The organism is Microbacterium marinum (genome assembly GCF_014204835.1).
Classification (GTDB): domain Bacteria; phylum Actinomycetota; class Actinomycetes; order Actinomycetales; family Microbacteriaceae; genus Microbacterium; species Microbacterium marinum.
Map to the genome: position 1 here is coordinate 1,170,917 of NZ_JACHMD010000001.1, position 12,211 is coordinate 1,183,127.

General features: G+C 70.4%; 13 protein-coding genes. 4 read left to right on the forward strand and 9 right to left on the reverse strand.

From position 1 onward, the window contains the following. Nucleotides 1-27 precede the first annotated feature (27 nt). On the forward strand, nt 28-813 hold the full coding sequence (locus BKA24_RS05585; protein WP_184215981.1) for an SDR family oxidoreductase: 786 nt from the start codon (nt 28-30) through the stop codon (nt 811-813). Here BKA24_RS05585 and BKA24_RS05590 read toward each other — a convergent pair whose 3' ends face one another. Together BKA24_RS05590 and BKA24_RS05595 are read right to left on the reverse strand one after the other, a co-directional pair. Next, nucleotides 814-2,241, reverse strand: coding sequence for an MFS transporter (locus BKA24_RS05590; RefSeq protein ID WP_184220463.1), 1,428 nt, complete (start codon nt 2,239-2,241; stop codon nt 814-816). A 302-nt stretch (nt 2,242-2,543) separates the two neighbouring features. Continuing rightward, nucleotides 2,544-3,713, reverse strand: a complete 1,170-nt coding sequence (locus BKA24_RS05595; RefSeq protein ID WP_425488705.1) for a DUF222 domain-containing protein — start codon at nt 3,711-3,713, stop codon at nt 2,544-2,546. A gap of 225 nt (nt 3,714-3,938) precedes the next feature. On the opposite strand from BKA24_RS05595, the gene BKA24_RS05600 reads away from it, so the two are divergent. From BKA24_RS05600 to BKA24_RS05610, 3 genes are read left to right on the forward strand one after another with little or no spacing between them, the layout of a single operon-like run. Next, nucleotides 3,939-4,442, forward strand: coding sequence for a phosphoribosyltransferase (locus tag BKA24_RS05600; protein ID WP_184215983.1), 504 nt, complete (start codon nt 3,939-3,941; stop codon nt 4,440-4,442). Then, nucleotides 4,442-5,125 carry a uracil-DNA glycosylase gene (locus BKA24_RS05605; RefSeq protein WP_184215985.1) on the forward strand — a complete coding sequence of 228 codons (684 nt, stop codon included), beginning with the start codon at nt 4,442-4,444 and terminating at the stop codon, nt 5,123-5,125. Before BKA24_RS05600 ends, BKA24_RS05605 begins: the two co-directional genes overlap by 1 nt. 16 nt (nt 5,126-5,141) lie before the next feature. Next, the gene (locus tag BKA24_RS05610) at nt 5,142-5,768 is read left to right on the forward strand and encodes a GNAT family N-acetyltransferase (protein ID WP_184215987.1); all 627 of its coding nucleotides are present in this window, start codon (nt 5,142-5,144) and stop codon (nt 5,766-5,768) included. Between the two features lie 10 nt (nt 5,769-5,778). Here BKA24_RS05610 and BKA24_RS05615 read toward each other — a convergent pair whose 3' ends face one another. The 7 genes from BKA24_RS05615 to BKA24_RS05645 are packed head-to-tail and all read right to left on the reverse strand — an operon-like array spanning nt 5,779 to nt 12,154. Further along, nucleotides 5,779-6,153, reverse strand: coding sequence for a protealysin inhibitor emfourin (locus tag BKA24_RS05615; protein WP_184215989.1), 375 nt, complete (start codon nt 6,151-6,153; stop codon nt 5,779-5,781). After that, the gene (locus BKA24_RS05620; RefSeq protein ID WP_184215991.1) at nt 6,137-7,195 is read right to left on the reverse strand and encodes a M4 family metallopeptidase; all 1,059 of its coding nucleotides are present in this window, start codon (nt 7,193-7,195) and stop codon (nt 6,137-6,139) included. The genes BKA24_RS05615 and BKA24_RS05620 overlap by 17 nt, the downstream gene beginning before the upstream one ends. 37 nt (nt 7,196-7,232) lie before the next feature. Next, a complete protein-coding gene (locus BKA24_RS05625) occupies nt 7,233-8,027 on the reverse strand; it encodes an ABC transporter ATP-binding protein (RefSeq protein ID WP_184215993.1) in 795 nt (264 codons plus the stop codon). Continuing rightward, nucleotides 8,024-8,815, reverse strand: coding sequence for an ATP-binding cassette domain-containing protein (locus BKA24_RS05630; RefSeq protein WP_184215995.1), 792 nt, complete (start codon nt 8,813-8,815; stop codon nt 8,024-8,026). The genes BKA24_RS05625 and BKA24_RS05630 overlap by 4 nt, the downstream gene beginning before the upstream one ends. Further along, nucleotides 8,812-9,699, reverse strand: a complete 888-nt coding sequence (locus tag BKA24_RS05635; RefSeq protein WP_184215998.1) for an ABC transporter permease — start codon at nt 9,697-9,699, stop codon at nt 8,812-8,814. The genes BKA24_RS05630 and BKA24_RS05635 overlap by 4 nt, the downstream gene beginning before the upstream one ends. Further along, nucleotides 9,696-10,649: an ABC transporter permease subunit gene (locus BKA24_RS05640; protein ID WP_184216000.1), complete on the reverse strand. Its 954-nt coding sequence runs from the start codon at nt 10,647-10,649 to the stop codon at nt 9,696-9,698. Before BKA24_RS05640 ends, BKA24_RS05635 begins: the two co-directional genes overlap by 4 nt. Beyond that, the gene (locus tag BKA24_RS05645; RefSeq protein WP_184216002.1) at nt 10,646-12,154 is read right to left on the reverse strand and encodes an ABC transporter substrate-binding protein; all 1,509 of its coding nucleotides are present in this window, start codon (nt 12,152-12,154) and stop codon (nt 10,646-10,648) included. Before BKA24_RS05645 ends, BKA24_RS05640 begins: the two co-directional genes overlap by 4 nt. Nucleotides 12,155-12,211 lie beyond the last annotated feature (57 nt).

Here is a 12,211-nt window from a genome sequence, read left to right on the forward strand (position 1 = left end):
CCCTGCGCGACTCGCTAGCGTGGTCGCATGGCGAATCGACGTGCAGTGGTGACCGGTGCGAGCTCGGGGATCGGCGAGGCGACGGTGCGGGCACTCCGCGCGTCGGGATGGGACGTCGTGGGCGTGGCGCGGCGCGCGGCGCGCCTGGAGGCGCTGGATGCCGAGCTGGGATCGCGGTCGTTCGCCGCCGATCTCACCAACGAGGCGGACGTCACGGCGCTCGCCGCCCACCTCTCCGAGACGGGACCGGTCCACGCCTTCGTGCACGTGGCCGGGGGAGCGCGGGGCACCGATCGGGTCGAGGAAGGGAACCCTGCCGACTGGCGGTGGATGTTCGAGGTGAATGTCCTGTCGGCCCAGCTGCTCGCCGCGGCGCTGCTGCCGCTGCTGCGGCGCGCGAGCCACGACGGCGGTCACGCCGATGCGGTGTTCGTGACCTCGACCGCCGCGCAGACCGCGTACGCGGGCGGCGGCGGGTACAACGCCGCGAAGGCCGGCGAGTCGATGCTCGTGCACGCGCTGCGGCTGGAATTGAACGGCGAACCGATCCGCGTCGTCGAGATCGCGCCGGGCATGGTGTTCACCGAGGAGTTCTCCCTCAACCGGCTCGGCGGCGATCAGGCCGCGGCCGAGGCGGTCTACGACGGGGTCGCCGAGCCTCTCGTCGCCGCAGACGTCGCCGACGTCATCGCCTACGCGATGAATGCGCCGGGTCACGTGAACCTCGACCTCGTCACGATGCGACCCGTCGCCCAGTCGGCGCAGCACCTGCTCGCGCGGGGCCCGCTGCAGCCGCGCGACCCCTCGATCTGATCAGGCGGGCGGCGCGTCGGCGAACGCCACCTTCGGGACGACGAGGAGCAGAAGCGCGGCCAGGAAGCCGCCGGCGGCGCAGATCGCCCAGACGGTGATGTAGCCCCCGAGGGAGCTGGCGGTGTGCCCGGCCACCGTGCCGACCCCGGCGGCGAGGACGACACCGAACACCGCCGACGAGAAGGCACCGCCGATCGTCTTGGTGGTGTTCGTCATCCCCGACGCCTCGCCCGTGTGTCCGAGCGGCGCCGCGGCCGCCGCGGCCGCGGGCATCGCGCCCACGAGAGCGCCGCAGCCGATGCCGGCGATCGAGAGGTTCAGCAGCACCTGCCACAACTCGAGGTGGAACGGCAGGAACAGCGTGTATCCCACACCGACGAGGAGCGCGGCGGCGATCAGCATGAGGCGAGGGCTGATGCGACGGGAGGTGAGCGAGAAGATCACGGCGCCGACGATGAGCGAGACGAGGTACAGGCCGATGACGTACGAGCGTTCGGAGGCATCGAGTCCGAGACCGTAGCCGAGAGCGGGATCCGTGCCGGCGTACGTCGAGAGCGGCCCTTGGGCGCCGAGCAGGCTGATGCCGATCAGGAACGCCGTCGCCTGCACGGGCCACATCTCCGGCCGGATCAGCACCCGGATGTCGATGATGGGATTCTGCTGTCGCAGCTCGTACCAGACGAAGACGGCGAGCAGCGCGACTCCCAGGGCGAGCAGGCCCGCGACGCCCCACCAGGCGCCTCCGCCCAGATCGAGCTCCCCGATCAGTCGCATCCACGCCAGGGCGCCGGTGACGAGCAGGAGCCCCCAGGCGAGGATCACCGTCCCGAGGGTGTCGATCGACCTCGCGCCGGAGGGCGTGGACTCGGGAACGAACACCCAGATCACGACCGCGACGAGCGTGACGGCGATCGCCGGCACCATGAGGGTCAGAGCGAGGTCGCCCGTCGCCGCGTAAACGCGGCCCGCGGCGAGCGCGCCGATGATGGCTCCGGCTTCGAGACCGACGACGAGCAGTCCCGCCGCGCGGCGAGTGAGGGAGACGCCGCGGTTCTGCTCACGGCCGCGCTCGAAGATGAGAGCGATCTCGAGCGGCAGCCACACGACGTAGAAGCCCTGGAGCGACCAGAACAGCAGGAACGACCAGAAGGAGTCCGCGAAGACGAGGCCCCACGAGGCGAGCGCAGTGAGGATCGCCGCCAGCAGCAGGATCTTCTTGTGCCCGAACATGTCGCCGAGCTTGGCGAGGATGGGGACGACGATCGCCGACAGGAGCAGCTGGCCGGCCTCGAACCAGTTGACGTCGGCGTCGCGGATGCCGAGTTCGAGCACGATGTCGCTGAAGAGGGGGATGTAGTACCCCTGCAGGATGCCGCTGACGATCTCGACCACGATGAACCAGCCGATGAGGCTCGCGGTGATCCCCATGGCTGAGGTCCGCAGCGTGGAGGTGGCGAGGGGAGACGCGGTCGGGCTGGTCACGTTCGGGAGCCTAGCGGCGCGGCGCCGCTCCGACGCTTTGGCCGGGTCGGGCGTTTCGTCTCGCCCCGCGAGCGGAGCGAGACGAAACGCCCGAGCGGAGCGGGGTCAGAACGGGGGGAGTGTGAGGTCGGCAGGGGTGAAGGCGACGGCCGGGGTGGGTGCGTCTTCTCTGTAGGTCCTGCCGAGGGGTGAGGTCCATTCGAGGACGCCACCCGACAGTTGTCGGACCCTCCAGCTCGTGAATTGCTTCATCGAGTGATGTCGCTGGCACAGGTGGCAAAGGTTGCAGGTGTGGGTCTTCCCGCCGAGCGCGTGATCCACGTTGTGGTCGATTTCGCAGCGTATCGCGGCTTGCCGGCATCCCGGGAACCTGCAGTGTTGGTCGCGGGCCTGCAGGTAGCGGCGCATCTTCTCCGGGACCCGGTACGAGTCGACTGCGAGTACCGAGCCGGTGACGGGATGGGTGACGAGTCGCTCCCATTGCGTGTTCCCGCCGGCGAGGACGCGGGCGGTGGCGGGGTCGATCGGTGAACGACCCACCAGGTCGCAGGATCGTGGTCGTCGCCGGCGAGTGCGTGGGCGGGGATGACGACCTGGATGCGGGCTCGGATCTTTCCGAGCGGCCCGGCGGTGGTTCCGCTGGTGTCGTCGAGGGCAGGGGTTCCTGCGAGGAGGAGGTCGGCGAGGAGGTCTGCGCGGACCTGCTCCATGGTGCGCGCGTCAGTGGCGACGATTTCGGCGTCTACACCCGCGGCGCGTTCGCCACGGGTGTCGACGATCGCCCGCCCCATCCGGGTGAGCCGGTCGTGGATGCCTTCCGCGAGGGCGGTGGGCATCTTCGCGATCAGCTCGCTCATCCCGTCTGAGGTGGGCACGATCCGCACGCACCGCCCGGCGGCGGCTTCCTCGTGGCGTTCCTGGAACGACCGGGGGTGCAGGTGCTGCGCGAGCATCTCGAGGGTCGGGCGGACCCGGTTGGGGGTGTCGCGTTCGCACTTCGGGATTGCGGCGTCCGCGAACACGCCCCGCAGGTCGGGCGGCAGCACACTCCCCGCGGCGACGATCGTCAGCACGTGCGCGCGCACGATGCGCCCGGCTTCCCACGCCTCGAGGGCGGTGGGGTAGTCCTCCACGATCGTGCGGGCCTCGTCGATCCGGCGCTGCATCGTCCTGTCCGCGACCCGCATGATCGCGCCGAGCTCCGCCGCGATCGACCGCAGCACCATGTCCTGCTCACGGACCCGAGCGGGTGAGCCCGCCGCCGTTTGCTCGGCCAGGGCGGCCGCTGCAGCGAGCAGCCGGACTTCGCGGATCTGCACGGCAGTGGCATCCTGAGCCAGCCCTTCGAGCCCGTGCGCGAGCCCGGCAAGAGACGCCATGAAAGCGTCCGATCCGGGAGTCTCTGCGGGGCTGGTCATACCTCCATTGTGGCGAGGGGTTCCGACATTGAGCGGGCCGAATCGACCCTCTCAACCCCAGATCAACATGAGAGAACATTCATCTTCGAGCGTCCAGATCGCGCAACTTTGGCGCCGTGGCATCCGCGATTCGCTGGGCGTTTCGTCTCGGTCGCTGCGCGTCCTCGCTCAGCGACCGAAATCGCGAGTCCCGCGCGGCCTATCCTGGAGATCTCCGACGAAAGGATGCCGGTGACCGAGCGAGAGACGCTGACCTGGGACGGCTTCGGCCTGGCGACCCGTGACCTGGCGCGATCGATCGTCGCCGACGGGTTCGCGCCCGATGTCGTCGTCGCGATCGCCCGCGGCGGACTCCTGCCCGCCGGTGCGATCGCGTACGGACTCGGCGTCAAGAGCTGCGGTGCGCTGAATGTCGAGTTCTACACCGGCATCGGCACGGTCCTCGACGCACCCGAACTCCTCCCGCCCGACCTGGACCTGGGCTACCTGCCAGGGAAGCGCGTGCTCCTCGTCGACGACGTCGCCGACAGCGGCCGCACGCTCGCGCTCGCGGTCCGCATGCTCGAAGATGCCGGTGCCGACGTCCGCTCCGTCTGCATCTACACGAAGCCCGGCTCGGTGGCGACCCCCGACTACTCCTGGCGCGAGACCGATCTCTGGATCAACTTCCCGTGGTCGTTCCAGGGAACCGTCGCGCAGGAGGACGCCGGCCTGCCTGCGAGCGCCTGATGGCGAAGAGTCTCGCCGACCTGGCGGCCTCCGGGCTCATGGATGCCGCGTGGGCGGACGCCCTCGCCCCCGTCGCGGACGACATCGCCGCTCTCGGGGACCGCCTGCGTGCGGCCGAGGGCGGGTACCTCCCCGCCGGAGACCACGTCCTCCGCGCGTTCTCCCGTCCGCTGGGACATGTCAAAGTCCTCATCGTGGGGCAGGATCCCTACCCCACGCCGGGTCACCCCATCGGTCTGTCGTTCGCCGTGGAGCGGCACGTGCGCCCCCTGCCTCGGAGTCTCGCGAACATCTACGCCGAGCTCGAGTCCGATCTCGGCATCCCGCGCGCGGAGCACGGCGACCTCTCGGCGTGGAGCGACCAGGGGGTCATGCTCCTGAACCGGGTGCTCACGGTCAGCCCTGGGCTCGCCGGCTCGCATCGCGGGTGGGGGTGGGAGAAGGTCACCGAGCACGCGATCCGCACGCTCGTCGCGCGGCGCTCGCCGCTGGTCGCGATCCTCTGGGGCCGGGATGCCGCGAATCTCCGGCCGCTGCTGGGGGACACGCCGATCGTCGAGTCCGCCCACCCGTCGCCGCTGTCGGCGCGGCGTGGCTTCTTCGGGTCGAGACCCTTCTCCCGCGCGAACGAGCTGTTGGCGGACCAGGGGACGGAACCCGTCGACTGGCGGGTCGCACCCTGACCCGTATGCTGGCCGCATGTTGGAGGACGAGTACGACCGCGACCGGCGTCGTCTTCCCCGGCATCTGCGCTCGCGGCCCGAGCCGGAGCGTCCTTTCGCCTTCGAGCTGAGGCCTGCCGTCCGCACCGACATGGCGGACGTCCGCGAGATCTACAACTACTACGTGACCAATTCGGTCGTCACGTTCGACGAGAAGCGCTGGACGCATCGTCGATGGGTGGAGAAGTTCGATCACCTGTCGAAGCTCGGACTGCCTTTCCTCGTGGCGGTCTCGCCGGCAGGCCAGGTGCTCGGCTACGGCCTCGTCTCGCCGTGGACCGGGGGCAAGAGCGGGTACCGCTACACCGTCGAGAACTCCATCTATCTCGGTCAGGCCGCCGCGGGGAAGGGGCTCGGCAGGGCGCTGCTGGAAGCCCTCATCGCGGCGTGCGAGGAACGCGGCATCCGCGAGATGGTCGCCGTGATCAGCGACAAAGGCGCCGAAGCGTCGGTCGCGCTCCACGAGAAGCTCGGCTTCGTCGAGGTGGGACGAATGGGCAAGGTCGGGTACAAGTTCGGGCGCACCCTCGGCACGGTCTACCTGCAGAAGCACCTGACGCCGGTCAAACGGCCGTCGCTCCTGTCCCGACTGCGCTCGCGCTGACAGCGCCCGGTCAGGGCGCGTCGGCGGCGCAGGGTTCGCCACGGTCCCGGACGGCGTCGATGAGATCGCGCCACGCGCCACCGGCTTCCGCGTCGGCGAGGACCGCGCGTCGCTCGCCGGGCACCGCGTCGCCCCGAACCGGAGCGCCGGCAATCGCCGCCTCGCCGCTGCGTACATCATCCGCGGCGGTGATCTCCCACGTGAACTGGTCGGCGCCCGGCGCCTCGCCGGATGGTCGCTCCGCCTCCCAGGGGCACGCCGAGACGAGGTCGAACCATTCGGTGGCCTCGCTGCCGGCCGCGCTGACCCGCCAGGCCCGTCGGAGCCCCGCGAAGCCTCCGGTGCGCACGACGAGGATCGTCAGGTGCTCAGCTGTTGGCGACATCTCCCGTGACTCCGACGCCCTGCCACGCGGTGCGCACGGCGGCGGCCTCCTCCGACTCCTCACCGTACTCCCGCCCGGCGGTGTCGATCGTCGCGGCGGCGAACTCGGCGAAGCTCGACGCGGGGGAGAGCGTGCCGGAGGTGAGGGTCCGGTACCAGATCGTCCCCGCGCGCTCCCACGCGAAGCCGCCGAGTGCGAGCGCGACCAGGTGGAAGGCCTTGTTCGGGATGCCGGAGTTGATGTGCACGCCGCCGTTGTCACCGGAGGTCTCGACGTAGTCGCGCATGTGGGCCGGTTGCGGGTCGCGGCCCAGCACGTCGTCGTCGTAGGCGGTGCCGGGTGCGGCCATCGACCGCAGCGCGGAACCGCTGACCGCGTCGGTGAAGATGCCGGCGCCGATGAGCCACGTCGCCTCCGCTGCGGACTGGCCGCGCAGGTGCTGCTCGGTCAAAGCACCGATGACGTCGGCGATCGACTCGTTGAGGGCGCCGGACTGCCCCGAGTAGTCCAGGCCGCCGGCGTGCTCGATGACACCGTGTCCGAGCTCGTGGGCGATCACGCTGACCGATTGCGTGAAGCCGGAGAAGATCTCTCCGTCCCCGTCGCCGAAGACCATGCGGCTTCCGTCCCAGAAGGCGTTGTCGTAGTCGCGACCGTAGTGCACGGAGGCGTTCAGCGGCCCGCCCGCGGCATCCAATCCGATCCGCTCGAAGGCCTGCCACAGGAAGTCGAAGGTGGCACCGAGGCCGTCGTACGCCTCATCGACGGCGGTGTCGCCGGTCGGCGCCCCACCCTCGCTGCGGACCAGGACGCCGGGGAGCTCCTCCCGGCCCATGGCATCGGAGATCCGTCGGTCGGGGTCGGGACTGGCGGCGAGGACGAGGGCGTCACCGTCGACGGAGAGGTCAATGTGCGCCGGCATCGGTCGATACGCCCGCGGCAGGGCGAGGGTCGCGCGTGCGGCGGCGACAGCGGCGGGGAAGCGATCGACGGGAGCTGCCGCGAGTCGGGCGAGCAGGTAGGGAGGGACGATCGCGTGCATGGCCCCACGCTAGCCCCGACCGGCGACACCGGCGCGGTCAGCGCCGCGGATCGATCACCGGGATCGAGGCCAGCAGGCGGCGGGTGTAGGCGACCTGCGGCTGGAGCAGCACCTTCTCGGTCGGCCCCTCCTCGACGACCCTGCCGTCCTTCATCACGATCACGTCGTCGCACAGGCTCTGCACGACGCCGATGTCGTGCGAGACCATGACGAGGGTCAGGCCGTCGCGCGCACGGAGCTCCCGGATCAGATCGAGGATCTGCGCCCGCACGGTCACATCCAGCGCGGACAGCGGTTCGTCGCCCACGAGAAGCCGCGGACGGTGGACGAGCGCCCGGGCGAGTGCGATGCGCTGTCGCTGGCCGCCCGAGAACTCGTGCGGATAGCGGTCCGCGCTGTCGGAGGGGAGTCCCACGTCATCCAGCACCTGCCGGACCCGTGCGCGCCGGTCCACGTCCACGCCCAGTGCCCACAGCGGCTCGCCGACGATGCGGCCGACGCTCATCCGCGGGTCGAGCGACGCATAGGGATCCTGGAAGACGATGCCCGTCTCGCGCCGGAGCCAGTGCAACGACGTGGCGGATGCCGCGGCATCCACATCCCGCCCGTCGAAACGGACCGTCCCCGATGTCGGTACGTCGAGTCCCAGCAGCAGCCGCACGAGGGTCGATTTGCCGGAGCCGGACTCTCCGATCACCCCGAGGGCCGAACCGGCGCGCACGTCCACATCGGCGTCCTCCAGTGCCGTGGCGAAGGTCCGTCGCGCGAACAGCGCGGTCCGCGGCAGGGGATGCCGGCGGGTGAGCCCACGTGCGGTGACGAGATCGGTCATCGGGTTCCCCCCGGTTTCCACAGCGTGGCGGTCGCGTCGCGGAGGAGGCCCTGGGTCACGGGCGAGGTCGGAGACGTCAGGAGGGTCGCGAGCAGGCCTCGCTCGACGACCCGGCCGCCGTCGAGGACGACCGCATCGTCCGCGACCTGCGAGAGGACCGCGAGGTCGTGCGTGATGAAGACGAGCGACATGCCGTCGTCGTCGACGAGCTGAGCCAGCAGGTCGAGGATCTCGGCCTGGATCGTCACGTCGAGGGCCGTCGTCGGCTCATCCGCGATCAAGAGGCGGGGGCGGCAGGCGAGAGCCATCGCGATCGCCACGCGCTGACGCTGCCCTCCGGAGAGCTGGTGCGGGTAGCGACGGACGAGGCGCTCCGGATCGGGCAGGCGCACGCGGCGCGCTTCTTCGATGGCCCGCGCCCACGCGTCGCGCCGCGAGACGCCTCGCTGGTGGATGCGGATCGACTCGGCGATCTGCCGACCGACGGTGCGGATCGGGTTGAGCGCGGTCTGCGGCTCCTGGAAGACCATCCCGATCTCGTCGCCGCGGATGCCGGCCAGCCGGCGCTCCGGCATCCCGAGGATCTCGCGTCCCTCCCACCGGACGCTGCCCGAGACCGTCGCGCCGTCGGGGAGGAGACCAAGCAGCGCGAGGGAGGTGAGGGACTTTCCCGACCCGGACTCGCCGATGAGCCCCATCCGCGCGCCGGGATCGACGACGAAGGACACGTCGTCGACGACCCGTCGACCCGCGATGTCGATGGTGAGGCCACGGACGTCCAGGCTCATGCCGTCACCGCCGGGGTGTGCATGGTGGCGGCGCGGTGCGACCCTCCCCGCCGGGAGAGCGTCGGATCGGTGGCGTCCCGGAGACCGTCGCCCAAAAGATTGAAGCCCAGCACCGTGAGGGTGATGGCCAGACCCGGCCAGACGACCGATCCCGGGTGCACGGTGATGTACTGCTGGAGCTCTGCCAGCAGCAGGCCCCACGAGGGCTCGGTGACCGTCGCCCCGAAGCCGAGGTACGACAGCCCCGCCTCGGCGAGGACGGCGACGGCCATTCCCCAGGAGAGCTGGACGATGAAGACGGGCGCGACGTTGGGAAGCAGATGGCGCCACAGGTTCTGCCACGGCGTCAGTCCGCTCGCGCGTCCGGCGAGCACGAAGTCGCTGTGCAGCACGCGCCGGAGCTCCGGACGGGTGACGCGTGCGATGTTCACGCCGAAGCCGATGCCGACCGAGACGACGACGACGAGCAGTGACCCGCCCCAGACGGCGGAGATCATCATCGCCAGCAGGAGCACGGGGAACGCGATGAGGATGTCGACGATCACGGCCACCGCCTCGCGCACGGCGCGGACGGCCAGAGCGCCGAGCGCGGCGAGGGCGAGACCGGTGATCGTCGCGATCGCCCCGGCGCCCGCCGCCACCCAGAGCGTCGTGCGCGACCCGGCCATCAGAAGGCTCAGGATGTCCCGACCCGAGCCGTCGGTCCCCAGCAGGTGATCGGCCCCCGGCCCGGCCCACCGGTTCGCGATGTCGACACGCAGCGGGTCGAACGGGGTCCAGAACAGCGAGACGACCGCGATCGCGACGATCGCGAGGACCACGATCGCGCCGAAACGACCCGGCCACGACGCCCACAGGCGACCGGCCCACCCCGAGCGGATCATCCGTCCCCCTCCCGCTGGCGGGGATCGATGACGCGGTGGAGCAGATCGACGAGGAAACCGACGATCAGCACGAACCCGGTCAGCACGAGCAGCTCGCTCTGGACCTTCACGAGGTCGCGGTTGCCGGTGTCGGCCACGAGCATCCGCCCGATGCCGGGGAGGCTGAAGAGCTGTTCGATCACAACGGCGCCGACGATGATGCCGGCGACCTGGAGTCCGATCACGGTGATGACCGACAGGCCGACCGAGGGGAGGCCGTGCCGTATCAGCGATTGCGTCTTCGTGAGGCCCTTCGCAGCGCCGGTGCGGACGAAGTCCTGGCCCAGGGCCTGCAGGGTGGCGGAGCGGACGAAGCGCAACAGGACCGCGCCCTCGACCACGCCGATCGTCAGCGCAGGGAGGATGAGCGCCCGCAGCGCGGCCGCCGGATCGTCCCACCCCGCGCGCGGAAAGCCCTGCGCGGGCAGCCAGCCGAGCCAGACGGCGAACACGACCACGAGCATCATGCCCGCCCAGACGACCGGGACGGCGGCCAGCGCCTGGGCGCCGAACGAGACGATCGACCCGTCCACGCGGTGGCGGCGGACGGCGGCGACGACACCGAACGGCACCGCGATCAGCAGGGCGATCGTCAGCGAGAGCAGCCCCAGCGGGATGGTGACCTGGGCCTTTTCGACGATCTCGTCGATCACCGGCGTGCCGGTGAGCTGCGAGGTGCCGAGGTCGCCGCGGAGGACGCCGAGGATCCAGGTGCCGTATTGCACCGGGAGCGACTGGTCGAGGCCGAGGCGTTCCCGGATGGCCGCCACCTGCGCCGCGGAGGAGTTCACCCCCGCGATCAGTTGGGCGACGTCGCCGGGCAGCACCCGCAGCGTCGTGAAGATCAGCGCACTGGCGACGAACAGGCCCAGCAGGAGCAGGGCCAGTCGGGTCAGCGCGTAGCGGATCACCCCTCGCTCTTGGCCAGCTCGGCGAGGTTGAGGCGCTCGTTGACGTTCGTCGACGGCATCCCCGTCACCGCCGTCGAGACGGCCAGCACGGACGCGCCGTTGTAGAGCCAGTCGGCGGCGTGGTCCTCGGACACGAGGCGGGCGGCCTCGGTGAGCAGCGCCGCAGCCTCGGCCTCATCGGTCGAGGCGACCGCCTGCGCGTACAGGTCCTGGACCTCGGGGTTGTCGTAGGTGAAGTAGTACGCGGGGTTCGCCCAATTCTCGAAGTCGCGCGCCTCGGTGTGCAGGACGAAGCTCAGCTCGTAGTCCTGGTTGATGTACACGTCATTGAGCCACGCCGGGAACTCCACCGGGTTCACGGTGAGGGTGATTCCCACGTCGCGGAGATTCGACACCAGGATCTGCGAGACCGTCGTGCCGTAGGCCGACGGGATCGTCAGGGTCAGGTCGAGATCCTCGGCGTCGGCCTCGGCGAGCAACGCACGTGCGGCTTCGGGATCGAACGGCGCGACGTCGGCGAGGTCCTCGAACCCGGGGTCGAGCGAGGGGATCGGGCCGTACTGCGTCTTCCCCGCGCCGAGGGCGTCGACGATCGACTGCTTGTCGATCGCCTGACGGATCGCCTGACGCACCTTCACGTCGGCGAGGGGGCCGTCGGTCGTGTTGAAGGCGAGCGTCCCCTTGTCGGTGGAGTCGCCGAGGACCAGTGCGAAGTCGCCGTTCGCCTCGACCTGCTCCTTGAGGTTCGCGTCGAAGCCGGTCAACACGTCGAAGTCTCCTGCCAGAGCGCCGCTGAGAGCTGCCTGGTTCTCGCCGACGTACGAGAAGACGACCTCCGCGACTCCGGCGGGCGCACCCCAGTACTGCTCGTTGCGCTCGAAGGTGATGCTGTCGCCCTGCTTCCAATCGCTGAGCACGAACGGGCCGGTGCCGTTGGTCGCGGTCTGGCGGTCGATCTCGTCATCCTGCTTGAGGATGAGGCCCGCGCGGCCGGTGAGGCTCCACAGCAGCGTCGAATCGGGCTCGCTCAGCGTGAGGGTGACCGTCTGGCCGTCGGCGGCGATGTCGGCCACCTTCGCGAGGCGCGCGGAGTCCCGGTACGCCTCGTTGTCGCGCACCTGGGTCAGCGACCACACGACGTCGTCGGGGGTCAGCTCCTGGCCGTCGTGGAAGGTGACGCCTTCGCGGACGGTGAAGGAGTAGGTGAGACCGTCGGGCGAGACCTCGTAGTCGCTCGCGAGGGCGGGGACGATCTCCTGATCGGCCGTCCGCGACACAAGACCCTGGTAGACGTTGTCGATCAGGATCTGATCGAGCGCGGCGCCCGCGGTCTCGCGGATGTCGAGGTTGCCCGGCTCGAGGACGAGGCGGATGGCGACGGATGCCGCGGGGTCGGGCTCGCCGGCTGATTCGGAGGGGCCGGGGCTCGAGGCGGTGCAGGCGGAGAGGGCCAGTGCGCCGGCGGCGAGGAGTGCCGTGGCGGCCAAAGCGGTGCGGCGGAACATGTGGGGGGATCCTTTCACGAGGACGTGGGGCGTCGTTGCTGCCGGCGCCCCATGCTC

Bases quoted from the DNA above. Each gene is read 5' to 3' on its own strand.
- BKA24_RS05595 (WP_425488705.1), bottom strand. From the start codon at position 3,713: ATGACCAGCCCCGCAGAGACTCCCGGATCGGACGCTTTCATGGCGTCT.
- BKA24_RS05620 (WP_184215991.1), bottom strand. From the start codon at position 7,195: ATGCACGCGATCGTCCCTCCCTACCTGCTCGCCCGACTCGCGGCAGCT.
- BKA24_RS05625 (WP_184215993.1), bottom strand. From the start codon at position 8,027: ATGACCGATCTCGTCACCGCACGTGGGCTCACCCGCCGGCATCCCCTG.
- BKA24_RS05635 (WP_184215998.1), bottom strand. From the start codon at position 9,699: ATGATCCGCTCGGGGTGGGCCGGTCGCCTGTGGGCGTCGTGGCCGGGT.
- BKA24_RS05630 (WP_184215995.1), bottom strand. From the start codon at position 8,815: ATGAGCCTGGACGTCCGTGGCCTCACCATCGACATCGCGGGTCGACGG.
- BKA24_RS05600 (WP_184215983.1), top strand. From the start codon at position 3,939: ATGCCGGTGACCGAGCGAGAGACGCTGACCTGGGACGGCTTCGGCCTG.
- BKA24_RS05645 (WP_184216002.1), bottom strand. From the start codon at position 12,154: ATGTTCCGCCGCACCGCTTTGGCCGCCACGGCACTCCTCGCCGCCGGC.
- BKA24_RS05590 (WP_184220463.1), bottom strand. From the start codon at position 2,241: ATGGGGATCACCGCGAGCCTCATCGGCTGGTTCATCGTGGTCGAGATC.
- BKA24_RS05610 (WP_184215987.1), top strand. From the start codon at position 5,142: ATGTTGGAGGACGAGTACGACCGCGACCGGCGTCGTCTTCCCCGGCAT.
- BKA24_RS05615 (WP_184215989.1), bottom strand. From the start codon at position 6,153: ATGTCGCCAACAGCTGAGCACCTGACGATCCTCGTCGTGCGCACCGGA.
- BKA24_RS05605 (WP_184215985.1), top strand. From the start codon at position 4,442: ATGGCGAAGAGTCTCGCCGACCTGGCGGCCTCCGGGCTCATGGATGCC.
- BKA24_RS05585 (WP_184215981.1), top strand. From the start codon at position 28: ATGGCGAATCGACGTGCAGTGGTGACCGGTGCGAGCTCGGGGATCGGC.